Source organism: Rhizobium croatiense, assembly GCF_019793465.1.
Lineage (GTDB): Bacteria > Pseudomonadota > Alphaproteobacteria > Rhizobiales > Rhizobiaceae > Rhizobium > Rhizobium croatiense.
Window position 1 is genome coordinate 176599 of the sequence record NZ_JAILYJ010000013.1, and the last position, 24033, is coordinate 200631.

Annotated in this window: 23 protein-coding genes; 6 read left to right on the forward strand and 17 right to left on the reverse strand. The window is 61.7% G+C overall.

Features of this window, described 5'->3' with window-relative positions:
• Nucleotides 1-31: 31 nt before the first annotated feature.
• The 3 genes from K6M89_RS21225 to K6M89_RS21235 are packed head-to-tail and all read right to left on the reverse strand — an operon-like array spanning nucleotide 32 to nucleotide 3096.
• Entirely contained in the window at nucleotides 32-1852 is a 1821-nt protein-coding gene (locus tag K6M89_RS21225) for an ABC-F family ATP-binding cassette domain-containing protein (protein ID WP_222140855.1), read from the reverse strand.
• 3 nt (nucleotides 1853-1855) lie between these two features.
• Nucleotides 1856-2512 (reverse strand): thiamine diphosphokinase, encoded by a 657-nt coding sequence (locus K6M89_RS21230; RefSeq protein ID WP_222140856.1) that lies wholly within the window; start codon nucleotides 2510-2512, stop codon nucleotides 1856-1858.
• A 56-nt stretch (nucleotides 2513-2568) separates the two neighbouring features.
• Complete coding sequence (locus K6M89_RS21235; protein WP_222140857.1) at nucleotides 2569-3096, reverse strand: MarR family winged helix-turn-helix transcriptional regulator; 528 nt, start codon at nucleotides 3094-3096, stop codon at nucleotides 2569-2571.
• A 114-nt stretch (nucleotides 3097-3210) separates the two neighbouring features.
• Here K6M89_RS21235 and K6M89_RS21240 point away from each other — a divergent pair, with 114 nt between their 5' ends.
• Both K6M89_RS21240 and K6M89_RS21245 read left to right on the forward strand, forming a co-directional pair.
• Nucleotides 3211-4749: an MDR family MFS transporter gene (locus tag K6M89_RS21240; protein WP_222140858.1), complete on the forward strand. Its 1539-nt coding sequence runs from the start codon at nucleotides 3211-3213 to the stop codon at nucleotides 4747-4749.
• Between the two features lie 389 nt (nucleotides 4750-5138).
• On the forward strand, nucleotides 5139-6683 hold the full coding sequence (locus K6M89_RS21245; RefSeq protein WP_222140859.1) for a M48 family metalloprotease: 1545 nt from the start codon (nucleotides 5139-5141) through the stop codon (nucleotides 6681-6683).
• 104 nt (nucleotides 6684-6787) lie between these two features.
• Here the strand turns inward: K6M89_RS21245 and K6M89_RS21250 are convergent, their stop codons facing one another.
• The 5 genes from K6M89_RS21250 to K6M89_RS21270 form a co-directional block, all read right to left on the reverse strand.
• Nucleotides 6788-7651 carry an RNA polymerase factor sigma-32 gene (locus tag K6M89_RS21250; protein ID WP_018244054.1) on the reverse strand — a complete coding sequence of 288 codons (864 nt, stop codon included), beginning with the start codon at nucleotides 7649-7651 and terminating at the stop codon, nucleotides 6788-6790.
• Nucleotides 7652-8028: 377 nt separating this feature from the next.
• The gene (locus K6M89_RS21255) at nucleotides 8029-8601 is read right to left on the reverse strand and encodes a CarD family transcriptional regulator (RefSeq protein ID WP_011427211.1); all 573 of its coding nucleotides are present in this window, start codon (nucleotides 8599-8601) and stop codon (nucleotides 8029-8031) included.
• A gap of 392 nt (nucleotides 8602-8993) precedes the next feature.
• Complete coding sequence (gene fdxA, locus K6M89_RS21260) at nucleotides 8994-9332, reverse strand: ferredoxin FdxA (protein WP_222140860.1); 339 nt, start codon at nucleotides 9330-9332, stop codon at nucleotides 8994-8996.
• Nucleotides 9333-9526: 194 nt separating this feature from the next.
• On the reverse strand, nucleotides 9527-9931 hold the full coding sequence (locus tag K6M89_RS21265; protein WP_222140861.1) for an Hsp15 family ribosome-associated heat shock protein: 405 nt from the start codon (nucleotides 9929-9931) through the stop codon (nucleotides 9527-9529).
• Nucleotides 9932-9933: 2 nt separating this feature from the next.
• Nucleotides 9934-13140: a helicase-related protein gene (locus K6M89_RS21270; protein WP_222140862.1), complete on the reverse strand. Its 3207-nt coding sequence runs from the start codon at nucleotides 13138-13140 to the stop codon at nucleotides 9934-9936.
• A gap of 807 nt (nucleotides 13141-13947) precedes the next feature.
• On the opposite strand from K6M89_RS21270, the gene K6M89_RS21275 reads away from it, so the two are divergent.
• Nucleotides 13948-14103 (forward strand): DUF3309 family protein, encoded by a 156-nt coding sequence (locus K6M89_RS21275; protein WP_003543790.1) that lies wholly within the window; start codon nucleotides 13948-13950, stop codon nucleotides 14101-14103.
• Nucleotides 14104-14129: 26 nt separating this feature from the next.
• Nucleotides 14130-14390 carry a YMGG-like glycine zipper-containing protein gene (locus K6M89_RS21280; protein ID WP_010029962.1) on the forward strand — a complete coding sequence of 87 codons (261 nt, stop codon included), beginning with the start codon at nucleotides 14130-14132 and terminating at the stop codon, nucleotides 14388-14390.
• Between the two features lie 167 nt (nucleotides 14391-14557).
• Here K6M89_RS21280 and K6M89_RS21285 read toward each other — a convergent pair whose 3' ends face one another.
• Complete coding sequence (locus K6M89_RS21285) at nucleotides 14558-15283, reverse strand: beta-ketoacyl-ACP reductase (RefSeq protein WP_038691952.1); 726 nt, start codon at nucleotides 15281-15283, stop codon at nucleotides 14558-14560.
• Between the two features lie 72 nt (nucleotides 15284-15355).
• Nucleotides 15356-16537, reverse strand: coding sequence for an acetyl-CoA C-acetyltransferase (locus K6M89_RS21290; protein ID WP_222140863.1), 1182 nt, complete (start codon nucleotides 16535-16537; stop codon nucleotides 15356-15358).
• 237 nt (nucleotides 16538-16774) lie between these two features.
• Between K6M89_RS21290 and phaR the strand changes: the two genes are divergently transcribed.
• Nucleotides 16775-17350: a polyhydroxyalkanoate synthesis repressor PhaR gene (gene phaR / locus K6M89_RS21295; RefSeq protein ID WP_097583212.1), complete on the forward strand. Its 576-nt coding sequence runs from the start codon at nucleotides 16775-16777 to the stop codon at nucleotides 17348-17350.
• Here phaR and K6M89_RS21300 read toward each other — a convergent pair.
• From K6M89_RS21300 to mtgA, 5 genes are all read right to left on the reverse strand, one after another.
• Entirely contained in the window at nucleotides 17345-17752 is a 408-nt protein-coding gene (locus tag K6M89_RS21300; RefSeq protein ID WP_183840209.1) for a hypothetical protein, read from the reverse strand. The two genes, phaR and K6M89_RS21300, sit on opposite strands and share 6 nt — an antisense overlap.
• Nucleotides 17753-17899: 147 nt before the next feature.
• On the reverse strand, nucleotides 17900-18085 hold the full coding sequence (rpmF, locus tag K6M89_RS21305; RefSeq protein WP_003543812.1) for a 50S ribosomal protein L32: 186 nt from the start codon (nucleotides 18083-18085) through the stop codon (nucleotides 17900-17902).
• Between the two features lie 155 nt (nucleotides 18086-18240).
• On the reverse strand, nucleotides 18241-18888 hold the full coding sequence (locus K6M89_RS21310) for a glutathione S-transferase family protein (RefSeq protein WP_097583216.1): 648 nt from the start codon (nucleotides 18886-18888) through the stop codon (nucleotides 18241-18243).
• Between the two features lie 13 nt (nucleotides 18889-18901).
• Nucleotides 18902-19624, reverse strand: coding sequence for a DUF1868 domain-containing protein (locus K6M89_RS21315; RefSeq protein WP_222140864.1), 723 nt, complete (start codon nucleotides 19622-19624; stop codon nucleotides 18902-18904).
• Nucleotides 19625-19842: 218 nt separating this feature from the next.
• Nucleotides 19843-20580 (reverse strand): monofunctional biosynthetic peptidoglycan transglycosylase, encoded by a 738-nt coding sequence (gene mtgA, locus K6M89_RS21320; RefSeq protein WP_097583217.1) that lies wholly within the window; start codon nucleotides 20578-20580, stop codon nucleotides 19843-19845.
• Nucleotides 20581-20715: 135 nt separating this feature from the next.
• On the opposite strand from mtgA, the gene K6M89_RS21325 reads away from it, so the two are divergent.
• A complete protein-coding gene (locus K6M89_RS21325) occupies nucleotides 20716-21630 on the forward strand; it encodes a polyprenyl synthetase family protein (RefSeq protein WP_222140865.1) in 915 nt (304 codons plus the stop codon).
• 1 nt (nucleotide 21631) lies between these two features.
• Here K6M89_RS21325 and hisC read toward each other — a convergent pair whose 3' ends face one another.
• Nucleotides 21632-22693: a histidinol-phosphate transaminase gene (gene hisC / locus K6M89_RS21330; RefSeq protein WP_222140866.1), complete on the reverse strand. Its 1062-nt coding sequence runs from the start codon at nucleotides 22691-22693 to the stop codon at nucleotides 21632-21634.
• 16 nt (nucleotides 22694-22709) lie between these two features.
• Nucleotides 22710-23960, reverse strand: a complete 1251-nt coding sequence (ispG, locus tag K6M89_RS21335; protein WP_222140867.1) for a flavodoxin-dependent (E)-4-hydroxy-3-methylbut-2-enyl-diphosphate synthase — start codon at nucleotides 23958-23960, stop codon at nucleotides 22710-22712.
• Nucleotides 23961-24033: the final 73 nt, after the last annotated feature.

The window sequence follows — 24033 nt, forward strand, 5'->3', positions numbered from 1 at the left end:
ATGGATGACGCGAGCGGTTGAGTTGTGAAGGTCAGCCTTCCAGCTCTTCCCGCAGCATTTCGAGCTCCAGCCACTCCTCTTCCATCTTCGTGAGGCTGGCGCGCAGTTTCTCCATCTCGACAGCAAGCCGGTTGAAGGCAGCGGGATCGCGCGTGAAGAGATTGGGATCGGCCATCACAACTTCGCGCTTGGCAATCTCGGCTTCGGCTTTGGCCATCTCCTTCGGCAGGGTTTCCAGCGCGAATTTCTGCTTGAAGGAGAGCTTGCCCTTCGCGCCTGCAGCGGCGGGCGCCGTCTCCTGGGTTTTCGGCCTCTCCGCCGCCTTCTCGGCCTTCCTGCGCTCTTCAAGCGCGCCCTTGCGCTGGGCAAGCATGTCCGAATAGCCGCCGGCATATTCGATCCAGCGGCCGTCTGGCGCATCCGGCACGGCGGGCGCGATCGTCGAGGTCACGGTGCGGTCGAGGAAATCGCGGTCGTGGCTGACGAGAATGACGGTGCCGGGAAAGCCGGCGACGATTTCCTGCAGGAGGTCAAGCGTCTCGATATCGAGATCGTTGGTCGGTTCGTCGAGGATCAGGAGATTTGCCGGGCGTGACAGGATGCGGGCCAGCATCAGCCGGGCGCGCTCGCCGCCGGAGAGGCTCCTGATCGGCGTCCGCGCCTGTTCCGGCTGAAACAGGAACTCCTTCATGTAACCAGTGACATGCCGCTGCTCGCCGTTGACGATCAGGTTTTCGCCGCGCCCGTCCGTCAGGTAGTTTGCCAGCGTATCCTCGGGATCGAGATCCTCGCGCTTCTGGTCAAGCGTCGCAATCTCCAGATTGGTGCCGAGCTTTATCGTGCCGCTATCCGGGGAAAGCTGCCCGGTCAGCATTTTCAGCAATGTCGTCTTGCCGGCGCCGTTCGGCCCGACCAAACCAATGCAATCGCCGCGATGCACGCGGATGGAGAAGGGCGTGACGATGGCCCGGTCGCCGAAAGCCTTGGTGATCTTGTCGGCCTCGATCACCAGCTTGCCGGATTCCTGGGCGTCGGAAACCGTCGCCTGCACCGTGCCCTGCGGTCCCTTATGGCCACGATACTGCGAACGCATCGTCTGCAGTTCGCCGAGGCGGCGCATGTTGCGCTTGCGCCGCGCCGTGACGCCGTAGCGCAGCCAGTGTTCCTCGCGCTCGATCGCCTTGCCGAGTTTGTGCTGCTCGAGTTCCTCGGCCTCCAGCACCTGGTCGCGCCAGGCTTCGAAATGCGCAAACCCTCTGTCGAGCCGGCGCGAGCTGCCGCGGTCGAGCCAGACGGTTGCGGTCGAAACCTTTTCGAGGAACCGCCGGTCGTGCGAAATCAGAACCAACGCGCTGCGCGTCTTCTGCAGTTCGCCTTCCAGCCATTCGATCGTCGGCAGATCGAGGTGGTTGGTCGGCTCGTCAAGCAGGAGAATGTCAGGTTCCGGCGCCAGGACGCGGGCAAGGGCGGCACGACGGGATTCGCCGCCGGAAAGGGTGTTCGGATCTTCCTCGCCGGTCAGTCCGAGATGCGACAGCAGATAGGTGACGCGATAGGGGTCGTCGCCCGGCCCGAGCCCGGCTTCCGCATAGGCCTGCACCGTGCTGAAGCCGGCAAAATCCGGGGCTTGTTCGAGATAACGCACCGTCGAAGAGGGATGGCGGAAGACCTCGCCGGACTGCGCCTCGACCAGGCCGGCGGCAATCTTCAGCAGCGTCGATTTTCCCGAGCCGTTGCGGCCGACGAGACAGATCTTGTCGCCGGGCTCGACCTGCAGCGAAGCGCCCGCCAGAAGCGGTGCGCCGCCGAAGCTCAGGAAGATATCGTCGAGTTTCAGAATGGGAGGGGCCAAAAGTCAGACTCCGGAAAGATCATAGGGCCGGGCGAGCACGATCGCCCGGCCGCTGCCGAGCGAAAAGCGAACTGCGCCTTGCGCGACGTTGGAAATGGGACGCGACGAGCCGAAAGGCAGATGGAAATCGCTGAGCGGATAATGCGCATTCTCGATCGAAAGCCCGGTGAGCGCGCTGAATCCGAGCACCGAAAACAGACTGCCCTTGGGAAGGTCGAGTTCGATCGCGCCTGCAACCAGCGGCACGGCCTCTTCCTTGCCCGAGGTCAGCAGCATGTCGAAACCCTCTTCCGCCAGGCTGACGGCCGACAACAGGTGCTGAAGGGCATGATCGGAGCGTTCGCCGCCGAGCGCGCCGGCGAGGATCAGCCGCCGTGCACCGCGGGCGATCGCTTCCGATACCGCGATTTCGCCATCCGTTGCCGCCTTCGCTACGGGATAGGGCTGTTTCGGCACATCCGGAAACGCCCCTTCGAGATCGGCCGGCGTCGAATCGAAATCGCCGACCCAGAGCTCCGGCGTCACGCCGAGTGCGGCCGCATGCCGCATGCCGCCATCGGCTGCGATGAAGCGGCTGCCGCCGATCGCACGGCGCAGACGCTCCGTCAGGCTGAGTTCGCCGCCGAGCAGAATGGTGAAGGTGGATTGGCTCATGGGCATTGCCCTTAGCGCAAACGGGGGGTCGAGGGGAAGGGCCGAAGGATCGGCGGATCACCTCAACCCGGCGTATCCTTGTCACGCGACAGGAAGATCGCCTCGTAACCGCCGATAAAGCGATCGAACAGCGTCGCGAAACGTTCGACATCCTCTTCAGGCCAATCGGAGACGATCTGAGAGATGATTGCGAATTTCTGCGCGCGGATCTCAGCAAGCAGGGCCTCGCCCGCCGCCGTCATGACGACGACGATCCGCCGCGCATCGGCCTGCGACGCCTCGCGGCGCAGCACGTTGCGTCCGACCATCTCGGCGACCACCCGGCTTGCCCGTGAGGGATCGATGCGCAGCATCTCCGCGATCAGGCCGACCGTGACTTCGCCGGCAGGCTGCGCCCTGCGCACGGCATCGAGCACATCGAGATGCGAAAGCTCAAGGCCCGGTGCGGCGCTCTGGATCGCCAACCGGCCGATCAGCCGCCGCCCTGTCATCAGCCGCATGCGCGCCATGCTCCGGCCGATGAGAGGCACGTTGTCGTCCTCCGGCTCGGCCGGGCTGTTGGACAGGATGCTGGTCGGAGTTTCATTCATGATGGCACCATAACAGAGCGCAAGCGGAAACTGAATATGCCGACGTCAATAATGTGCTATTGACAATTATATGCTAACAGCACATAAAAAACCGACCAATCGGAACGACGCCCCATGGACATGCAACTCGCGCCTGCGCCGCTGGTGACGGATCCTCGTCGCCGGCTTATCCTCTTCTTCTTCCTGATGACCGCCATGTTCATGGCGACGCTGGATAATCAGATCGTTTCCACGGCACTGCCGACGATCGTCGGCGAATTCGGCCATCTCGAACGTTTCGGCTGGATCGGCTCGGCCTATCTTCTGGCGCTCAGCGCCGTCATGCCGCTCTATGGCAAGCTCGGCGATCTCTTCGGCCGCAAATATGTGATGATGACGGCGATCGCAATCTTCACCGTCGGCTCCGCGGTCTGCGGCCTCGCCGTCTCGATGGATACGCTGATCGCCGCCCGCGTGCTGCAGGGCCTCGGTGGCGGCGGCATTATGGTATCGATCTTTGCCGTCAACGCCGATCTGTTCGAGCCGCGCGAGCGGGCGCGCTATCAGAGCTATTCCAGCTTGGTGCTGATGGCGTCGGGCGCGATCGGTCCAGTGCTCGGCGGCACGATGAGCGACCTCTTCGGCTGGCGCTCGATCTTCCTCGTCAACGTACCGATCGGCGTCATCGCGCTGACCGGCCTTGCCTTCATGCTGCCTTACCGCAAACCGCATCGCCGCCCCAAGATCGACTATGCCGGTGCGCTGCTGCTTGCGCTGACGGCCACGAGCATCGTGCTCGCCACCGATAGCAGCGAACTGTTCGGCGCATTGATCTCGCCTGAGAGTATTGGCGTCGTCGCCTTCGGCGTCGTTTGCGCCGTCGCCTGGGTTTTCGTCGAGCGCCGCGCATTGGAGCCGATCGTGCCGCTGCAGCTCTTTCGCAATTCGACCTTCAGCCTGTTGCTGATCATCTCGATCATGGGCGGCGCCATTGCCATCGGGATGGTCAATTACTTCGCTCTCTTCCTGCAGACGACGACCGGTCTTTCGCCCTCCGCCGCCGGCCTTCTGTTCATTCTTCTCACGGGCGGTCTGGTGTGCGGTTCGCTATCGGCAGGCCGGATCATTTCCAGGACGGGGCGCTACAAACCCTTCGCCATTGCCAGCTTCACCTGTAGCGCCGTCGCCTTCGCGCTGATGTCGCAGATGCAGGCCGGAACGCCGATCGCCTTCATCGGGACGATTATGCTGCTGCACGGAATCGGCATCGGCCTTGCCCAGCAGGTTCCCGTTATCGGCGTGCAGAATGCCGCGCCAGACCGCGACGTCGGCGCCGCGACCGGCTCGGTGACGCTCTCGCGCATGGGCGGCGCCTCGATCGCCATTTCCATCTACGGCGCCGTCATCGCCTCCGGTCTCGGCAAGGCCGGCGTTCCCATTGCCGGTGTTGCCGATATCGAACAGCTGACTCCGAAGATGATGGCCGCCCTTCCCGAAGCTAGCCGCCAGGCCGTCGCCGATCTCTATGCCGCCGCCTTCTCGCCGCTGTTCATGACCTCCTGCGCCATTGCCCTGATCGGCCTTGCCGCCGCCGTGATGCTGAAGCCCGTGCAGCTGCCGCGCGCCGGCGAGACGAAGCAGCTGCAATCGGCAACGGCGGAAGCGGCGGAATAGCCCAAAGGCAAAACCGGAATGCCTCACAGCAGGCTTTCCCTTCCTCTAAATCATGATCAAGAGTTGTGAATTTCGCGACCCTGTTGCTGTTTCCACGGCGATTGCCTCAATCACCCCGTTCTTTTTCCGTGGCGCCGACAAATCTGCGCCGCATGACGGAACTTTCGCCATAATTTCATCCGAGCGAAGGGAGGCCTCACGGCTGAGGCATTGCCAAAATGCAACGGCGCCACAATTAAACAGAGTCTCGCTATGCAACCGATGCGTAAATCAGCTACAGCAATGACTTGTATCGGCCTATTGTGCAGCGCGAGATCAGGGGTGCGCACCTGTTGAGTTCCCCTTGCCAAGGCCGGTCCAGATTTGCGGCAAACCGGCAAAGCAGCGACATGATGCGGAGAACCAGACTGGACAGCTTGACGACGTGGAAATCACCCGCGCTTTCCAGTGATGCCATCTCCGCGCCGCGCTGTTTCGCGCGTCGCCTGATGTTGCTTTCAGCCATCGCAATGGCGCTGAACGGGTGTCAATCGCTGATCGAACAATCCTATCAGCCGAGCATCTCGCCGTCTTCCAATCCGCAGATCGTCGACGAGGTTCAGAAGAACGACCCGCGCGCGGCGATGGGCGCCCGCGAACATCCGCGCATCGTGGCAAGCTACGGCGGCGAATATAAGGATGCCAAGACCGAGCGTCTCGTCGCCCGCATCGCCGGTGCGCTGACGGCGGTGTCGGAAAATCCGAGCCAGTCCTACCGCATCACCATCTTGAACTCGCCTGCTATCAACGCCTTTGCGCTGCCGGGCGGTTACCTGTACGTTACCCGCGGCCTGCTCGCCCTTGCCAATGACGCCTCGGAGGTCGCGGCCGTGCTCTCGCATGAGATGGGCCATGTGACAGCGAACCACGGCATCGAGCGGCAGAAGCGCGAAGAGGCTGAGGTCATCGCCAGCCGCGTCGTCGCCGAAGTCCTTTCCAGCGATATCGCCGGCAAACAGGCGCTGGCCCGCGGCAAGCTGCGGCTCGCCGCCTTCTCCCGCCAGCAGGAGCTGCAGGCCGATGTCATCGGCGTGCGCATGCTTGGCGAAGCCGGCTACGATCCCTATGCTGCCGCCCGCTTCCTCGATTCCATGGCGGCCTACAGCCGCTTCATGTCGGTCGACCCGGAAGCCGACCAGAGCCTCGACTTCCTGTCGAGCCACCCGAATTCCGCCCAGCGCATCGAGCTTGCCCGCACGCATGCGCGGGCCTTCGGCCAGGAAGGTTCGGTCGGCGACAAGGGCCGCGATTATTATCTCGACGGCATAGACGGCCTGCTCTACGGCGACAGCCCGGAAGAAGGCTTTGTGCGCGGCCAGACCTTCCTGCACGGCGGTCTCGGCATCCGCTTTGACGTGCCGCCGGACTTTCACATCGATAACAAGGTCGAGGCGGTGATGGCCACCGGCCCGAGCGATATCGCCGTCCGTTTCGATGGCGTCGCCGACAACCAGAACCAGAGCCTCACCAATTATATCTCCAGCGGCTGGGTGACCGGTCTCGATCCGTCGACCATCCAGCAGATCACCGTCAACGGCATGGAAGCTGCCACCGCACGCGCCAGCGCTGATCGCTGGGATTTCGATGTCACCGTGATCCGCAACAATGCGCAGATCTTCCGTTTCCTCACCGCGGTGCCGAAAGGCAGCGCGGCCCTGGAACCAACGGCCAATGTTCTGCGGGCGAGTTTCCGGCGCATGACGCCGGCGGAAGCGGCCTCGCTGAAGCCGCTGCGCATCCGTGTCGTAACGGTGCGGCCGGGCGAGAACATCTCGACGCTCGCCGCCCGCATGATGGGCACCGACCGCAAGCTCGATCTCTTCAAGCTCATCAACGCCCTGCCCATGGGCGCAGCCGTTTCACCCGGCGATCGCGTCAAGATCATTGCCGAGTAAAAAAAGCCCGGCTTGCGCCGGGCCAGTCTGTGCTGCTGGAGGGGAATGAGGTTTACGGCGCGCGTCTTTTCAGACGCGCAAAGGACGCTGTAAGCACTGTCGGACTACGCGTAGGCCGCCATATGCGGGTCGGCGCTGACCAGCGCGCTGCGAAGCTTTTCCATCGCCCGGCTTTCGATCTGACGCACGCGCTCCTTGGAAATGCCGAGATCGGCGCCGAGTTCTTCGAGCGTGGCGCCATCTTCGGCCAGTCGCCGAGCGCTGATGATCTTCATCTCGCGTTCGTTGAGATGTTTCAGCGCCGAGGCGAGCCAGACGCGGCGGCGCTCGCCGTCGATCATGTTGGAAACCTGTTCGTCCGGCAACGGGTCGTCGCTGACGAGGAAATCCATCTTCTCCGCGCTCTCGGCATCACCGGAGACCGAGGGCGCCTGCAGCGAAGCGTCGTTGCCGGAAAGTCTGGCATCCATGGTCTGAACGTCGGCAAGGCTGACGCCGAGGGCGGCGGCGATTTCCTGATGAATGGATTGCAGCGTCAGTTGCGTGTCGCCCTTGGCGAGCTTGGCGCGCAGGCGACGCAGATTGAAGAACAGCGCCTTCTGCGCCGAACTCGTGCCGCCGCGCACGATCGACCAGTTGCGCAGGATATAGTCCTGGATCGAAGCCCGGATCCACCAGCTGGCATAGGTCGAAAAGCGCACATCACGTTCCGGTTCGAAACGCGCGGCGGCCTCCAGCAGTCCGACATAGCCCTCCTGCACGAGGTCGCTCATCGGCAGACCGAAATTGCGGAACTTGCCGGCCATGGAGATCACCAGGCGCATATGCGCCATGGCGATTTGGTTGCGCGCGCCGCGATCGTCGTGATCTTTCCAGCGGGTGGCGAGGTCGTGCTCTTCCTGGCGGGCGAGATAGGGGGCGGCCATCGCGATTTTGATCATGCGCCGATCTGCAGACATGTTCTTCATTTCGATCTCCCAAAACAGGCCTTCGCCCTCAAAATGAACAATAAAACTCACCTTCCGGAACATCGCTGTCCGGACTGAATGGGGTTGCGAGTGCATGAAGGCCTCACCCCTGGACTTTTCAGGGGGAGGCCCTAATTCTCATCATGTGCCGCTAAGACGGCCGGGCCGGACCTGTTTCTTCACGTTGCCGGATGGGCGATAATGAAAAGGCATGATCCGCTCCTCACCGAACATTGACGGAATGGCAGTTCGCCCGACGAGCCAGCGCCCGACGAGCAGTCCGCAATTACGTGTGGTAAACGCGGCAGCCGGGAAAAAGTTCCAATAAAAAACCCGGCACGAAGGCCGGGTTTTTTCATAAGGAAAACAGGGTCGCCTTATGCGGCTTCGTCCTGCGAATCGTCTTCCTCGATGGCCTTGCCGCGCTTCGGACCCTTGTTGAGGTTGGTCTCGACGAGGCGGACAGCCTCGGTTTCCGACATCTTGTTGACAGCGGCGATTTCGCGCGCCATGCGGTCGAGCGCAGCCTCGTAGAGCTGGCGCTCGGAATAGGACTGCTCGGGCTGGTTCTCCGCACGATAAAGATCACGCACGACTTCAGCGATGGAAATCAGATCGCCGGAATTGATCTTGGCATCATATTCCTGGGCACGGCGGGACCACATGGTGCGCTTGACGCGCGCCTTGCCCTGCACAACCTTCAAGGCACGATCGACGAAATCCGTTTCCGACAGCTTGCGCATGCCGATGCTCATCGCTTTCGCGACCGGAACCTTCAGGCGCATCTTGTCCTTCTCGAAATCGATAACGAAAAGTTCGAGCTTCATGCCGGCAACTTCTTGCTCTTCAATAGCGGTGATGGTACCGACGCCGTGAGCGGGGTAGACGATCGATTCACCGGTCTTGAAGCCGTGACGTGCTGTAGAAGGTTTTTTCTGCTGAGTCGTCATTCTATCCAAAAACTCCCTGTTACGCTTCCGGCGGCGGCCGGAGCCGGGTCAGTCAGGCCCGGTTGAGACGGTGCATCCGTCGGGTGACTTCACTCTGGTCCCATCAGGCAAAAGCAAGGACTTCTTGCGCGCGATCTGGGGGACCCGGCGCTCAAAGCGTTGATATGTCACGGAAACCGCGTACGGATTGGTTTTGCTTTCGTGATGGTTTTGGGCATGCGCCATGCCACAAATGGAACAGTAGGCGAAACCTATCATAAAAATATGAGGAAATCAATAATTTGGTTCGCCTGAGTCATGCGGGCAACACAGATCACCCATATCAGACACGCAGGATTTAAAACGTTTCATCGCGGAAACGCCCAAATCCGGCGGTCGATCGGGCGGCCGCGTTAATCGCCGGAACCGGGTTGTTCGGAGAAGTACTTCTCGAATTTTCCGGTCTGGCCGTCCATCTCCTTGGCCTCCGGCAGCGGCTCCTTCTTGACCGTGATATTCGGCCAGATGCTGGCATACTCGGTGTTGATCTTCAGCCACTTGTCGAGGCCCGGCTCGGTATCCGGCTTGATCGCCTCGGCGGGACATTCGGGCTCGCAGACGCCGCAATCGATGCATTCGTCGGGATGGATGACGAGGAAATTCTCGCCTTCATAGAAGCAGTCGACGGGGCAGACTTCTACGCAATCGGTGTATTTGCACTTGATGCAATTGTCGGTCACGACATAGGTCATGAAGAACTCCAGGATTTCCATGCGGATGGGGCCGGGCAACCTGGAACGTCGCGCCTATCCCCGTGCCGGACGAAAAGCGTGGACAGGCTTGGGAGGCAAGCACGCTTCCGGCAGGTTGTCAGTGACGTATCGGCTTTATCGCCGGATTTCAAGGATAAACGATCTGCAAAAGCCCCCGCCGCAGACAGAGTTTTCTAATCCTCGTCCGACATCAGCCTGTCGATTGCGCGTCTTTCCTTTTTGGTCGGACGGCCGGTCCCGGTCGCCCGGATCGCCTGCTCGTAGGGGGTGAGGCGTTTTGCCTCATCCGGCGGCGGGGATTGGTCATCATAGAGGAGGCGGGCCTCCTCATAGGGACCACGCCGCTCCCCGGCGAGGCGTACGATGAGAACGACGTCACGCCGTTCCAGCGCCAACTCGATGCGGTCGCCCGGCTTGACCATCTGGCTCGGATGGCTGCAGCGCTCGCCGTTAATGCGCACGTGTCCGGACTGGACATGGCTCTGCGCCAGCGAACGCGACTTCACCATGCGCGTGAAGAACAGCCACTTGTCGATGCGCTGGCGCGAACCGCTTGCCGGCTGTGTCTCCCCGCCCATGACTACTTCTTCATCTGTTCCTTGAGAGCGGCGAGCTTGGCGAAGGGCGAATCCGGATCGATCGGCTTCTCCTTGCGTGGCGGCTTGGCCTCGAAGCGCAGCGGCTGTGCGCCGCGATTGTTGTTGCGATCGTTACGGTCATTGCGATCGTCACGATCCTTGCGATCGCCACGGTCCTGCCGGTCGCCGCGCGGCTGGTCCTTGCGCTCGCCGCCCCTTGCCTGCTGCGACCGGCCATCGCGACCGCCGTCCTTGCCGCGGTTGTTGCGGTTGTTGTCGCGTCCGTCGCCGCCGCGATTGCCCTCGCCGCCTTCACCGCCGCCCGGACGGCGATTGCGCTCGCGGTCCTGGTTCTGGCCGCGATCGTGGCCCTGGCCGCCGCGGCGTTCGCCATGACCACGCGCCTGGCGATGATTATCGTTACGGCCGCCGAGGCGCCACAGAAGAACCGGCTTCGGTTCCGCCGGTTCGCCAGCCTCGCCGGAAGCAGCGGCCGCGTCGCCGGCAGCCGAAGCCTCCGCCGAGGCGGATGTTTCGACCGCTTCGGCCGCAGGGTTGCTTTGGAGTGCTTCTGCCGCGGGCGCGTCGGCTGTGGCCAAGGCCGCCTCGGCTGGGGATGGCTCGGAAGCAGTCTCTTCCGCCGTCGCGTCGGCGTCGTCATGATCGGCTTTTTCCACCGTCTCTTCCGCGGAGGTTTCCGCAGGGGCGGCAGGCGCCGTAGCGGCGTCCTGCGCGGCAAGATGAGCCGAGGCCTCTTCCGCCTTCACGGCATCGGCGCGATAGCCGAGACCCTTGAGGATTTCTTCCATGTCCTCGAGCGTCGCGCCGAGGATCGACAGCATCGCCGTCGTCGTCGTGAAGCGGCGGCCGTCATAGGCGCCCTCCGGACGGTTGTTCTGACCGGGTTTCCACTGCAGCAGCGGACGGATGATATCGGCAAGCCGCTCGAGAATGTCGATTCGCACCGCACGCTTGCCGAGGAAACGGAAGCCGGCGAGCTTGTAGAACATCCGCTCGTAGCTCGGATCGGTCACGACGGAGGTTCGGCCGGCGGCCAGCACGGGAATGAGGTCACCGTAACCCGGCTTGTCGAGACCGTCGTTCTTCAACGCCCAGAGCAGCGTGATCAGTTCGGCCGGCGCCGGCTTCAGCAGTGCCGGAACGAAGATATGGTAGGCACCGAAACGCACGCCGTAGCGACGCATGGAGGCGCGGGCCTCCTGATCCAGCGACTTCACCTCCTCGGTCACGTCACGACGGAAGAGCACGCCGAGATTTTCGACGAGCTGGAAGGCCAGCCCCTTGGCCAGCCCCTGCAGGTCCTCGGCGCGCGACAGATCGTCGAGCGGCTTCAGCACCGTGCTGATATGATGATTGACGAAGCGCTCGATGCGGGCGGCGACGTGATCGCGGGCATTGCTCGTCAACTGTTCGTCGGCCAGCAGGATCACCCGCGGGCGCATGACGTGATCGCTGCCCGAAAGCCGCGCCACCGGGTCGCCGAGCCAGCGGATCAACCCGTCCGAGCCGATCGCCAGATCGCTATTGCCGGCGGCATGCATCCGCGCCGCTCTTGCTTCGAATTCGAGCGCGAGCGCCTTCTGTGACGCAGCCTGAACCGCCTTGGCATCCGGTCCGTCCGTTCCCGCCACCGGCGTGAAACGGAATCCGCTTAACTGCCCTACATGATGTCCTTCAACGAAGACATCGCCATTCACACTGATTTCAGCTTCCAGCATCGCATTCTCTCTCAGGCGCTTCATGAGCACAGATGTCCTGCGATCAACAAAGCGTTTCGTCAACCTTTCATGTAACGCATCGGACAATCGATCTTCGATTTCCCGCGTCTTTTCCTGCCAATGTGTCGGATCAGCCAGCCAGCCGGGCCGATTCGAAACATAGGTCCAGGTCCTTATCTGCGCGATTCGCGCCGAAAGCGTGTCAATTTCCCCGTCTGTCCGATCGGAGCGATGAACCTGCTCCGCCAGAAACTGCTCGTTCACCGTGCCATAGCGGACGAGATCGGAAAAGAGGGTCGAGATAAGATCGGCATGTTGTGCCGGAGTGATACGCCGGTAGTCGGGAAGTGCGCAAGCCTCCCAGAGTTTTTCGACGCGTGCCGGCCGATCGGCGAGATCGATGACCTCGGGATAGCGCGAAAGCTGTTCGAGCGCCTGTTGGTCGACCGCGGGCAGTGCTCGCGTCAGCCCCGCCACGCGCGGTCCCGCCTCGAGGCTGGCGCGCAGCGACTGGATCGAGGAGAAGTCCATCTCGGTCGTGCGCCATTGCAAAACCTTGACGTTGTCGAATTCGTGGCCCTCGATGCGTTGCACCAGCTCTTCTTCGAAGGGCGAGACCTGGCCGGTGACGCCGAAGGTTCCGTCGCGGACGTGCCGCCCGGCGCGGCCGGCGATCTGGCCGAGTTCACCCGGATTGAGGTTGCGGAACTGGTAGCCGTCGAATTTTCTGTCCTGGGCGAAGGCGACGTGATCGACATCGAGATTGAGGCCCATGCCGATCGCATCGGTCGCCACCAGATATTCGACGTCGCCGGCCTGATAAAGCGCGACCTGCGCGTTGCGGGTGCGCGGGCTGAGCGCGCCCAGCACGACCGCCGCACCGCCGCGCTGCCGGCGGATGAGCTCGGCGATGGCATAGACCTCGTCGGCCGAAAAAGCGACGATGGCGGAGCGCTGCGGCAGCCGGGTGATCTTCTTCTGCCCGGCATAGAAAAGATGCGAAAGCCGCGGCCGCTCGACGATGGTGATACCGGGCAGGAGCTGCTGCAGGATCGGCCGCATCGTTGCCGCGCCGAGCAGCAGCGTCTCCTCGCGGCCGCGAAGGTGCAGGATGCGGTCGGTGAAGATATGGCCGCGCTCGAGATCGCCGGCGAGCTGCACCTCGTCGATTGCGACGAAGGCGGCCTTGGTGTCGCGCGGCATCGCTTCGACGGTACAGACGGAAAAACGTGCGTTGGCCGGCGAAATCTTTTCCTCACCGGTGACCAGCGCCACGTTCTGCACGCCAACCTTCTCCACCACCCGCGTATAGACCTCGCGCGCCAGCAGCCGGAGCGGCAGGCCGATCACGCCGGTCCCGTGCGCAACCATGCGCTCGATGGCATAATGGGTCTTACCGGTATTGGTTGGTCCGAGCATCGCGGTCACACCGCGCCCGCTCAGAATCATCGGCTGCGAAGTCAGAGTCATGGTCCATGCAAATGAGGCGGGCGGCCCCAGGAAAACTGTCGCCTCGCGACAGAGGCATAGAACACATGGACAGCTGCCGCTGCAAACGCAAGGGCAGATTTTAAAATGCTTCCGCGATTACGACCTTTGCGAGTCATCGGGAACGCCTGCATTTCCGATTCGGAACAGCGTGAGAACGAATCAGCGACGAATCGCTGACTCCCGCTGATTCAGCTTTTGTTCACGGCTAAGTATTGATTTTGAATCACTTTTTCCCACTAGATGCTGAATCGCGAGACTCTGTCCGTTCGCATTTCGGTCGCCTTGCCGGCGGACTGCCGCGCGCTTTTTGCCGAGCGAAAATTCTACCCAAATTAACCCCTCGACCAAATCCGGAACGAATCGGAGACGAATCGCCGACCGAACCGCTTTCACCTTTCGTTCACGGCAAGATCTGGTGCCGCCGCCCTATGCAGCCGCTAGATGCAGGCAGGGCGACAGATCCTCATGTCTCACCGTTCGGGCGGGCGTTAACCTTTTGACGACGAAATTCACACAGTCCTAATCCGGGAACCGCTTGCGCGATCGGATCGATCAAAAACGGAACGAATCACCGACGAATCGGCGACATTGCGATCTTCCCGCTTTGTTCACCGCAACATATTGTATTTAAACGTCTTTTTAACCATATCGACAATTTACCGGGGAAGACGGATCGCAAACCATGAATCGCGTCGCATCACAATTCGCGCGCTCAACCGGGAACAAAAATCGCCAATGCGTGTTTCTTGTCCATTCAGATTGCGGATGAAATGAAGGAAACACACCATGCTTGGCACGATACTTCTCGTTATCCTCATTCTGCTCTTGATCGGAGCCCTGCCGAATTGGGGTTATAGCCGTGGCTGGGGCTATGGACCTTCCGGCGGTTTGGGGCTAGTTCTCGTCATTATCATTATCCTTGTACTAATGGGCCGCATCTAAAGCCCGACAACCTGGGGAGTTACGACATGATGAAGAAGATAGTTCTCGTTGGCGCGCTTGTAGGCGCTCTCGCATCCTGCACGGCGACCGAGCAGGGCACGGCAATCGGCGCCGGCACCGGTGCGGTCATCGGCGGCGCCGTCACCAACAGCTGGGGTGGTGCCGCTGTCGGCGCCGTGGCCGGCGGTCTGACCGGCGCTCTGATCGGCCAGTCGGTCGAACGCCGCGGCTACTGCATCTATCGCGACCGCTACGGCCGCCGCTACGAGGCCCGCTGCCGCTACTGACCGGCAAGCTCATATCGGACTTCCCAACGGGCGCTTCGGCGCCCGTTTTTCTTTGCGGCCGCCAACGGTGGCATGCCGGACAGAAAAAGGAGCGCATCCAGTCGGATGCGCTCCTTTTTCAGTCTACGCGATCATTTCGAAATCGATTCCGATGCTCGCAGAATGAGCTAGACGAAGAACTGTCCGCCATTGGCCGTCAGCGTCGAGCCGGTAATGAAGCCGGCATCGTCGGAGACGAGGAAGGTGACGCAACGGGCGATCTCTTCCGGCTCGCCGAGACGGCCGACGGGAATCTGGGGAATGATGCGTTCGTTCAGCACTTTCTCCGGCACGGCGAGCACCATTTCCGTTCCGATGTAACCGGGGCAGATGGCGTTGACCGTGATGTTTTTCGCTGCCCCTTCCTGGGCAAGCGCCTTGGTGAAACCGAGATCGCCGGCCTTGGCGGCCGAATAGTTCGCCTGGCCCATCTGGCCCTTCTGGCCATTGATCGATGAGATGTTGACGATGCGCCCGAAGCTGCGGTCGCGCATGCCTGTCCAGACCTGATGGGTCATGTTGAACAAGCCGGTGAGGTTGGTATTGATCACCTCGTGCCACTGCTGCGGCGTCATCTTGTGGAACATTGCATCGCGGGTGATGCCGGCATTGTTGACGAGAATCTCGACCGGTCCGATCTCGCTTTCAACCGTGGCGATCCCTTCACCGCAGGCGGCGTAGTCCGAAACGTCCCACTTGAATACGGCAACGCCGGTGACCTCGTGGAAGGCTCTGGCCTTCTCGTCATTGCCGGCATAAGTCGCCGCAACCCTGTATCCGGCGTTTTTCAGCGCCATGGATATGGCTGCGCCGATGCCGCGTGTACCTCCGGTGACCAGAGCCACTCTGCTCATGTTCCGCTCCCCTTTGTGTTTTCGCCCGCGCTTGGCGGGATTTCAATCAATGACGGATCGTATCGTATGCTATTAAAATGCCTCGAAGCACATGGCGACGCCCATGCCGCCGCCGATGCAAAGCGTGGCCAAGCCCTTCTTCGCGCCGCGGCGCTTCATTTCGAACAACAGCGTGTTGAGAACACGCGCGCCGGAAGCGCCGATCGGATGGCCGATCGCAATCGCCCCGCCATTGACGTTGACGTTGGCCGGATCCCATCCGAGATCCTTGGTGACGGCGCAGGCTTGCGCCGCAAAAGCCTCGTTGGCTTCGACGAGATCGAGATCGCCGACCGACCAGCCGGCCTTTTCCAGCGCCTTGCGGGACGCCGGGATCGGGCCGGTGCCCATGATCGAAGGATCGACGCCCGCCGTTGCCCAGGAAACGATGCGGGCGAGCGGCTGGATGCCGCGGCGGACCGCTTCGGCTTCGCTCATCAGCACCGCGGCGGCGGCGCCGTCGTTGAGGCCGGAGGCATTCGCAGCCGTAACCGTGCCGTCCTTGTCGAAGGCCGGACGCAGCTTGCCCATCGCCTCCAGCGTGGCGCCGTGACGGATATATTCGTCGGCATCGATGGTCACGTCGCCCTTACGCGTCTGAATGACATAGGGGATGATCTCATCGGTAAAGCGGCCGGCTTTCTGGGCGGCCTCCGCCTTGTTCTGCGAAGCGACGGCGAACTGATCCTGCTCATCGCGCGAAAGCTGCCATTGGCGCGCAATATTCTCGGCGGTGATGCCCATGTGATAACCATGGAAGGCATCGGTCAGGCCGTCCTTGATCATCGTGTCGACCATCTTCGCGTCGCCCATCTTGACGCCGCCGCGCAAATGCACGGCATGCGGCGCCATCGACATGGATTCCTGGCCGCCGGCAACGATGATCCTGGCATCGCCGGTGGCGATTTGCTGCATGCCGAGCGCGACGGCGCGCAGGCCGGAGCCGCAGAGCTGGTTGACGCCCCAGGCCGTCGCTTCCTTGGGAATACCGGCCTTGATCGCTGCCTGGCGGGCCGGGTTCTGGCCCTCGCCGGCGGCCAGCACCTGGCCGAGGATCACCTCGTCGACTTCGCCGGCGTCGACGCCGGCGCGCACGAGCGCACCCTTGATGACGGCCGCACCGAGTTCATGGGCGGGGACCGTTGCGAAAGCGCCGTTGAACGAACCGACTGCGGTTCGACCTGCGCTGGCGATGACGACGGATGAATTGCTCATGGGGAGGCTCCTCGTTTTTCGTCCCACTTACATAAGGGGAAACTGGCAAAGCTTTGAGCACAAGTCAAACGCGAAGACCGGCCGGCGGTATTTTTCGGCGGCGGCCCGTAAAGCCGATTCGTATGATCTGCTAAAGGTTTGCCGCATCGCACAAAGAGATTGTCACCGGCCTTCTTTTGCGTTTACAGTCTGAAGTGGAGGAACATCCATAAATCAGACGGGGTTCAGGAGACTGATATGGCGAAGAACGAGGGTCAGATAGTCATCAAGAAATACGCCAATCGCCGCCTGTACAATACAGGCACCAGCACCTACGTGACGCTGGAAGATCTGGCGGAGATGGTGAAGAGGGGCGAGGATTTTACCGTCCAGGATGCAAAAAGCGGAGATGACATCACCCATTCGGTGCTGACCCAGATCATCTTCGAACAGGAATCGAAGACCGGCAACACACTGCTCCCGATCTCCTTCCTGCGCCAGCTCATCACCTATTACGGCGACCAGATGCAGATGGTCGTGCCGAGCTTTCTCGAACATTCGATGCGCGCCTTTAGCGAACAGCAGGCCCAGATGCGCGAGCAGGTGAACCGCGCCTTTGGCGAAACGCCGCTCGGCAAGAACCTGCAATTGCCGATGCAGATGGTCGAGGACCAGGTTCGCCGCAATACGGAGCTGTTTCAGCAGGCGATGCAGATGTTTTCGCCTTTCATGAACCCGCCGGCGGCCAAGGAAAGCCGCAAGGCCGAGGCCAAGGATATCGACGAGCTGAAGGAACAGCTCCGCGCCCTTCAGAACAAGCTCGATAACCTATAAGCCGATCGAGACATCCCGCCCGGCGCTTCGGATCGAAACGGCAAAACCGCCGATCACATCGATCAGAGCGATCGTCATCAGTATGAAGAATACCTGCGTCGCAGCGTCCTGGACGAGCAGAAACTCGACCAGGAAGGCGATGAACACCAGCATCGACAAGATGTGGTTGATGAGGTTGCCGGGGCCGGTTCTGGTTGCCTTCAGGATTTCGAAGAAGAGCACGACGAGCGCTATGACGATGAAGAGATCGCCGAGCGCCATGCTCCAGATCGCGCCCGAGAGCATGGACAGCACAATGATGTCGTGCTGCAGCGCTGCAATGCCGCCGTCGCCCATCAGGCCGAGCATCGCCAGATTGTAGAGAATAAACGGGATAATCATCAGCGGCATGGCGGCTATCATCGGCAATCTCTCCTTGGCGACCGGAAGAATACTGCCGTAAACCGTTGCCCCACCGCAAGTCATTGCAAATATTATATCGCCGAAATGCAAAAGGCCGGCTTGACGCCGGCCTCTGAAACTTTCGATCGGACAAGCCGGATCGGAAAATTATGCGCTTTCCTTCGGCGTCAGAACCTGGCGGCCACGATACATGCCGGTCTTCAGGTCGATGTGATGCGGGCGGCGCAGTTCGCCGGAATTCTTGTCTTCGACATAGGTCGGAGCCTTCAGCGCATCAGCCGAACGGCGCATGCCGCGCTTGGACGGGCTCGTTTTTCTCTTCGGTACAGCCATTTCTCTTACTCCACTTGCGGGCAAAACATTCCCACGGCCAGACTGGCGGCCGAAACGGACATGTCGCGATTTCGGAAATTTTGCGCGCTTATACATGCAAGGGGCGGCCTTGACCAGTCCCCATGAATATTTTTTGCGAGGAGACTATTCCTGCCTTAGACTTCGTCTTCCGCCACGATCCAACGCTCGGCGCGGGCCGCCTCTTCCCATTTGCGCCAGGCCGGATGCGCCTTCATCGTCGTCATATAGGCGAGCGTGTCGTCCCGATCGACGAGGTCATAAATATCGAACCGGTTGACGACAGGCGCAAACATCGCATCCGCACCGCTGAAGGCACCGAAGAGAAACGGTCCGCCGGATTTCTGCAGAAGGTCGCGCCAGATCGTCTCGATACGGCTGATATCGGCGGCGACACCATCCGGCAAGACGATCCTTGCCTTTGGCCGGCGGATATTCATCGGGCAGGCGCCGCGCAAGGCCCGGAAGCTCGACAGCATCTCCATCGAAACCGAACGGGCGAGCGCCCGCGCAGCGCGATCCCTCGGCAGAAGGCCGGCTTCGGGATAAAGCTCGGCGGCATATTCGATGATCGCCAGCGATTCCCAGATCTTCAATGCGCCGTGCTGCAGGACCGGCACATTGCCGCTTGGCGAGATGGCCTTGATGTCGGGATTGCCGCCGGGATAGTCGAAGGGGATCAGGACTTCCTCGAAATCGACACCGGCGCCGGTCAGCGCCATCCATGGCCGGAACGACCAGGAGGAATAATTCTTGTTGGCGATGTAGAGCGTGGGTCTGTCCATGGGCCTCTCCCATTCAGGCGTCGAATTCGAAGATCAGCAGTTCGTGGAAATGGTTCATGTCCTCGAACACGCAGAATGCCGGCGGCGTCATCTCGAAAACAGCAGCCTTGCGGCGGATATCCTCGGCCACGCCGTCAAGCATTGCCTGCCAGCGCGGCAAGGCTTCGTCCTCCAGCCGTTCGATCGGATAGGCGAAGGTGATATGGAACTTGTAGTCCATATGGTTCGGTTGGCGATAGCCGAGAAGATCGGCAAATGCGTCGCGCCAGGCGCGCATGATCTTGCGGTCCTTCTCGGTTGCCCCATCGACGAGCAGTCCTGACGGCCGGGCTTCGACGACGGCGATCTTGAAAGGCTCGGCCATTGAAAAACGTTCGAGCCGTGCCGCCAGCAGCTCTGTCATGTCGCCGATCGGCGTATCGAGAGGGAGATCACGCGGCCAGTAATCCTGCCGGCGTCTGGTCTCGATGATACCTTCGAAAAGCGTCATGTGAAGGCTGGAGATCGGCGTGAAGAGGAACTGTTCGGCCTCGGGCATTGCCAGAAATTTCTCGCGCGCTTCGATCAGCACCGTCTGCGTCCGCGACGCCTTCTCGACATGACAGACGATGGTACTGCCGGGCTCGGGCAGAAAGCCGCCGACCCTGCGATAACGGCTGCCGAGATGGGCGGGCGGGTTCGGATTGTGCGTCTTCGAATAGAGGAGCAGTTCGGAAGAAAAGATCGTGGCGGTCATGGGCGACTGAGGGACTCCGATTGGACTGCATCGCCCATATGGCAGAACCAAGAATGTCAGATGACGCTTGCGGCTTCTACCGTAATTCCAGCAAAAAATGTGAATCGGTTTTCCCAGGCAAGCGCGAAGCGCTTTCGCCGGGAAATGCGTTAAAACAAAAAGTTAGAAGGTTCCGCGCTGCCATGAAGGCCGAACCGCTCTAACGATAAGCTCTGATCTCAATCATAGATGCATTTGACGTAATCGCCGGAACCCTGCGCACGCCTCTCGATCACGCCGGCCAGCCGACGAAGGCCGCGTCCGGGTTTGCCGGCATTGCGGTCGATCGGGTTCGGCAGCGAGACGGCAAGCAGCGATGCCTGCCGCCGCGTCAGCTTCGAGGCCGGCACCTTGAAATGATGCTGAGCTGCCGCCTCGACGCCATAGATACCGGGACCCCATTCGGCGATGTTGAGATAGATTTCCATCAGCCGCCGTTTCGACAGGACGAAATCCGTGGAGACGGCGAGCGGAAGCTCCATCGCTTTGCGCACGAAGGAGCGGCTGTTCCAGAGAAAGAGATTCTTGGCCGTCTGCATCGGGATGGTGCTGCCGCCGCGCGTTGCCTGACCCTTCATCGTATCCACGACCAGCATGCGCATCTCGGCCCAGTCGACGCCGCCATGGAAACAATATTGCCCGTCCTCGGACATCATCACCGACTGCACCAGGACCGGAGAGATCTCGTCCAGCGACACCCATCTGCGGTCATAACCGCGCAACAGCACGAGATCGCGCAGCATCAGCGTCGAGACCGGGTGGATGAAGGGCAGCAGATAGAAAAAGATCAGCACGTAGGGGAGGACGACCAGCGCCAGCACGGCAAGAACGATGCGCTTCAGCACAGGCCGATTTTCGAACCATCGCCGACGGGCCGGCATGTCGGCGATATCCTCTGTCTCCGGCGCTATATCCAAAATGTCCCCAGTCCTTCGCTCCCCTGTCGTTCTCATAACGCCTGCGAGGCGCTTATGCCAGAGCACATGGGAAATCTTGCGGTGGCCATCGACAATTCCGTTGCAAGCCCCCTTGCCCCATGCCAAACAGCGCCGATGGACGCGAACCGGGACACTTTCGAGACGAGGCTGAAGAACAACGCCCGCGAGATCGAGGCGCTGCTCGTCGCATTGCTGTCGCCGAACGCCCTCTCCGACGAAATCGCCAGGCCCGAGACCCTGCGCAGCGCCATGCACTATGCCGTGTTGAACGGCGGCAAGCGGCTGCGTCCCTTCCTGGTCGTCGAAAGTGCCGCTCTTCTCGGCGGCGATGCGCAGGCCGCCCTTCGTATCGGCGCCGCGCTCGAATGCGTGCACTGTTATTCCCTCGTGCATGACGATCTGCCGGCCATGGACGATGACGACATGCGCCGCGGCAAACCGACGGTGCACATCAAGTTCGATGAAGCAACGGCGATCCTCGCCGGCGACAGCCTGCTGACCTACGCCTTCGACATTGTCGCAGCACCGGAAACGGCGCTTCCCGATGCCAGCAAGGCATCGCTGGTGCTGGCTCTTGCGCGCGCCGCCGGTCTGGGCGGCATGGCCGGCGGTCAGGCGCTCGATCTGGCGGCGGAAAAACAGGCTCCAGACGAGGCCGGCATTATCCGCCTGCAGGCGATGAAAACGGGCGCGCTGATCCGCTTTGCCTGCGAGGCCGGCGCCATCATCGCGGGAAGCCCGCAGGACGATCGCCGCCGCCTGCGCGCCTTCGGCGAAAAGATCGGCCTTGCCTTCCAGCTCGCCGACGACATTCTCGACCTGACCTCGGATGCCGCAACCATGGGCAAGGCGACCGGCAAGGATGCGGCCCGCGGCAAGGGAACGCTCGTGGCGCTGCATGGCATGGAATGGGCCGAGACCGAGCTCCGCCGGCATGTCGCCGACGCCGAGGCGCTGCTGGCTCCCTACGGCGCCCGTGCATCGACCCTCATCGCCGCGGCGCATTTCATCGCCGACCGGAAGAGTTAGATCAGGCCGCCAATATTTCCTTGAGAGCGGACACCAGACAGGCGCATTCCTCGTCTGTGCCGATGCTGATACGCAGGAATTCCGAAATGCGCGGCTTGGCGAAATGCCGGACGAGGACGCCGCGCTCGCGCAGCGCCGCTTGAAGCGCGGCACCCGATCGACTTTCGTGCCTTGCGAAAACGAAATTGGCCTGAGACGGCAGTACCTCGAAATCCAGCGCTTCGAGTTCCCGGACAAGACTGTCCCGGCTGGCGATGAGCTTCTTCCGGCACGTCTCGAACCACGCCTCGTCCTTGATCGCCGCCGTCGCGGCGACCTGCGCGAGACGATCGAGCGGATAGGAGTTGAAGCTGTCCTTGACGCGCACCAGCGCCTCGATCAGCTCCCGCTGCCCCAGCGCAAAGCCGACGCGCAGACCCGCAAGCGAGCGGGATTTCGACAAGGTCTGAATGACAAGCAGATTGGGATATTTGGAAATGAGCGGGACGGCGCTTTCACCGCCGAAATCGACATAGGCCTCGTCGATCGCCACGACCGCATCCGGATGGGCGGCGACAAGCGCCTCTATGTCGGCAAGCGGCAGGCCGATGCCGGTCGGCGCATTCGGATTGGGGATAAGGATCGCGCCGCACGGCCTGTCGTAATCCGCCGGCCGGATCCGGAACCTGTCGTCGACAGGCACCTCGATCGTTTCGACGTCGTATAGCAGGCTATAGGCTGGATAGAAAGGATAGCTGACATCCGGATAGAGAAGCGGCAACTCGTGTTTCAGCAGCGCCTGAAACGTATGAGCGAGCACCTCGTCCGAGCCGTTGCCGACGAACACTTCATCTGCTGCCAGACCGAAACGGGCCGCGATCGTCTCGCGCAATTCCGTCGCAGTCGGATCGGGATAGAGCCGCAGACGATCGTCCGTCGCTTGCCCGATCGCGTCGATCGCCCTGGGAGACGGCCCGTAGGGGTTCTCGTTGGTGTTAAGCTTGATCAGGCCGGAAATGCGGGGCTGCTCGCCTGCGACATAGGGCCGAAGCTTGCTGACGATGGGCGACCAGTACCGGCTCATCTAAACTCGCCGGTCTTCATTCCGCCGCCGTCCGCTGGCCGAAGCGCTTCTCGATATAATCGACGACCAGTGCTTCGAAATCAGCGGCGATATTGGGGCCGCGCAGCGTCAGCGCCTTCTTGCCGTCGATGAAAACGGGTGCCGCAGGCGTCTCGCCGGTGCCGGGAAGCGAAATGCCGATATCGGCGTGTTTGCTTTCGCCCGGCCCGTTGACGATACAGCCCATGACGGCGACATTCAGCGCCTCGACGCCGGGATATTTCTCGCGCCAGACCGGCATGTTCTTGCGGATATCGTTCTGGATGTTCTGGGCCAGTTCCTGAAACACAGTCGACGTCGTGCGTCCGCAGCCCGGACAGGCGGCAACGACGGGCACGAACTGGCGGAAGCCCATGACCTGCAGGATTTCCTGCGCCACCTGGACTTCGCGGGTGCGATCGCCGTTCGGCTCGGGCGTCAGCGACACGCGGATCGTATCGCCGATGCCATGCTGCAGCACGAAGCCCATCGCCGCCGACGAGGCGACGATACCCTTGCTGCCCATGCCGGCTTCGGTGAGGCCGAGATGCAGCGCATGGTTGGAGCGCTCGGCGAGCATGGAATTGACGGCGATCAGATCCTGCACCTGGCTGACCTTAGCCGAGAGGATGATGCGGTTGCGCGGCAGACCGATTTCCTCGGCAAGCGCTGCTGAAAGCAGCGCTGACTGCACGATCGCCTCGCGCGTCACCTGCCGGGCGGAAAGCGGCGAACCGGCTTCAGCATTCTGGTCCATCAGCGCCGTCAACAGATCCTGATCGAGCGAGCCCCAGTTGACGCCGATGCGCACCGGCTTGTCGTAGCGGATCGCCATCTCGATGATCTCGGCGAACTGCTTGTCCTTCTTATCCTTGAAACCGACATTGCCGGGATTGATGCGGTATTTCGCCAGCGCCTCGGCGCAGGCCGGGTGATCGGCGAGCAGCTTGTGACCGATATAATGGAAGTCGCCGATCAGCGGCACGTCCATGCCGAGCCGCAGCAGCCGCTCGCGGATCTTCGGCACGGCAGCCGCACTCTCGTCGCGGTCGACGGTGATGCGGACCAGCTCCGAGCCTGCCCGGTGGAGCGCCGCGACCTGGGCGACGGTCGAGTCGATATCGGCCGTATCGGTGTTCGTCATGGATTGCACGACGATCGGTGCGCCGCCGCCGACGATGACGCCGCCGACGTCGACGGCAACGGAAGCGCGGCGCGGTTTCGGATCAAAATCGGCGGCTGACAACATTGAAAGCTCTTGCACCCCTAAGCATGTCGCGCAGTGCGCAGCGGTTTTGCGATAACGACATGCGTAAAACAAA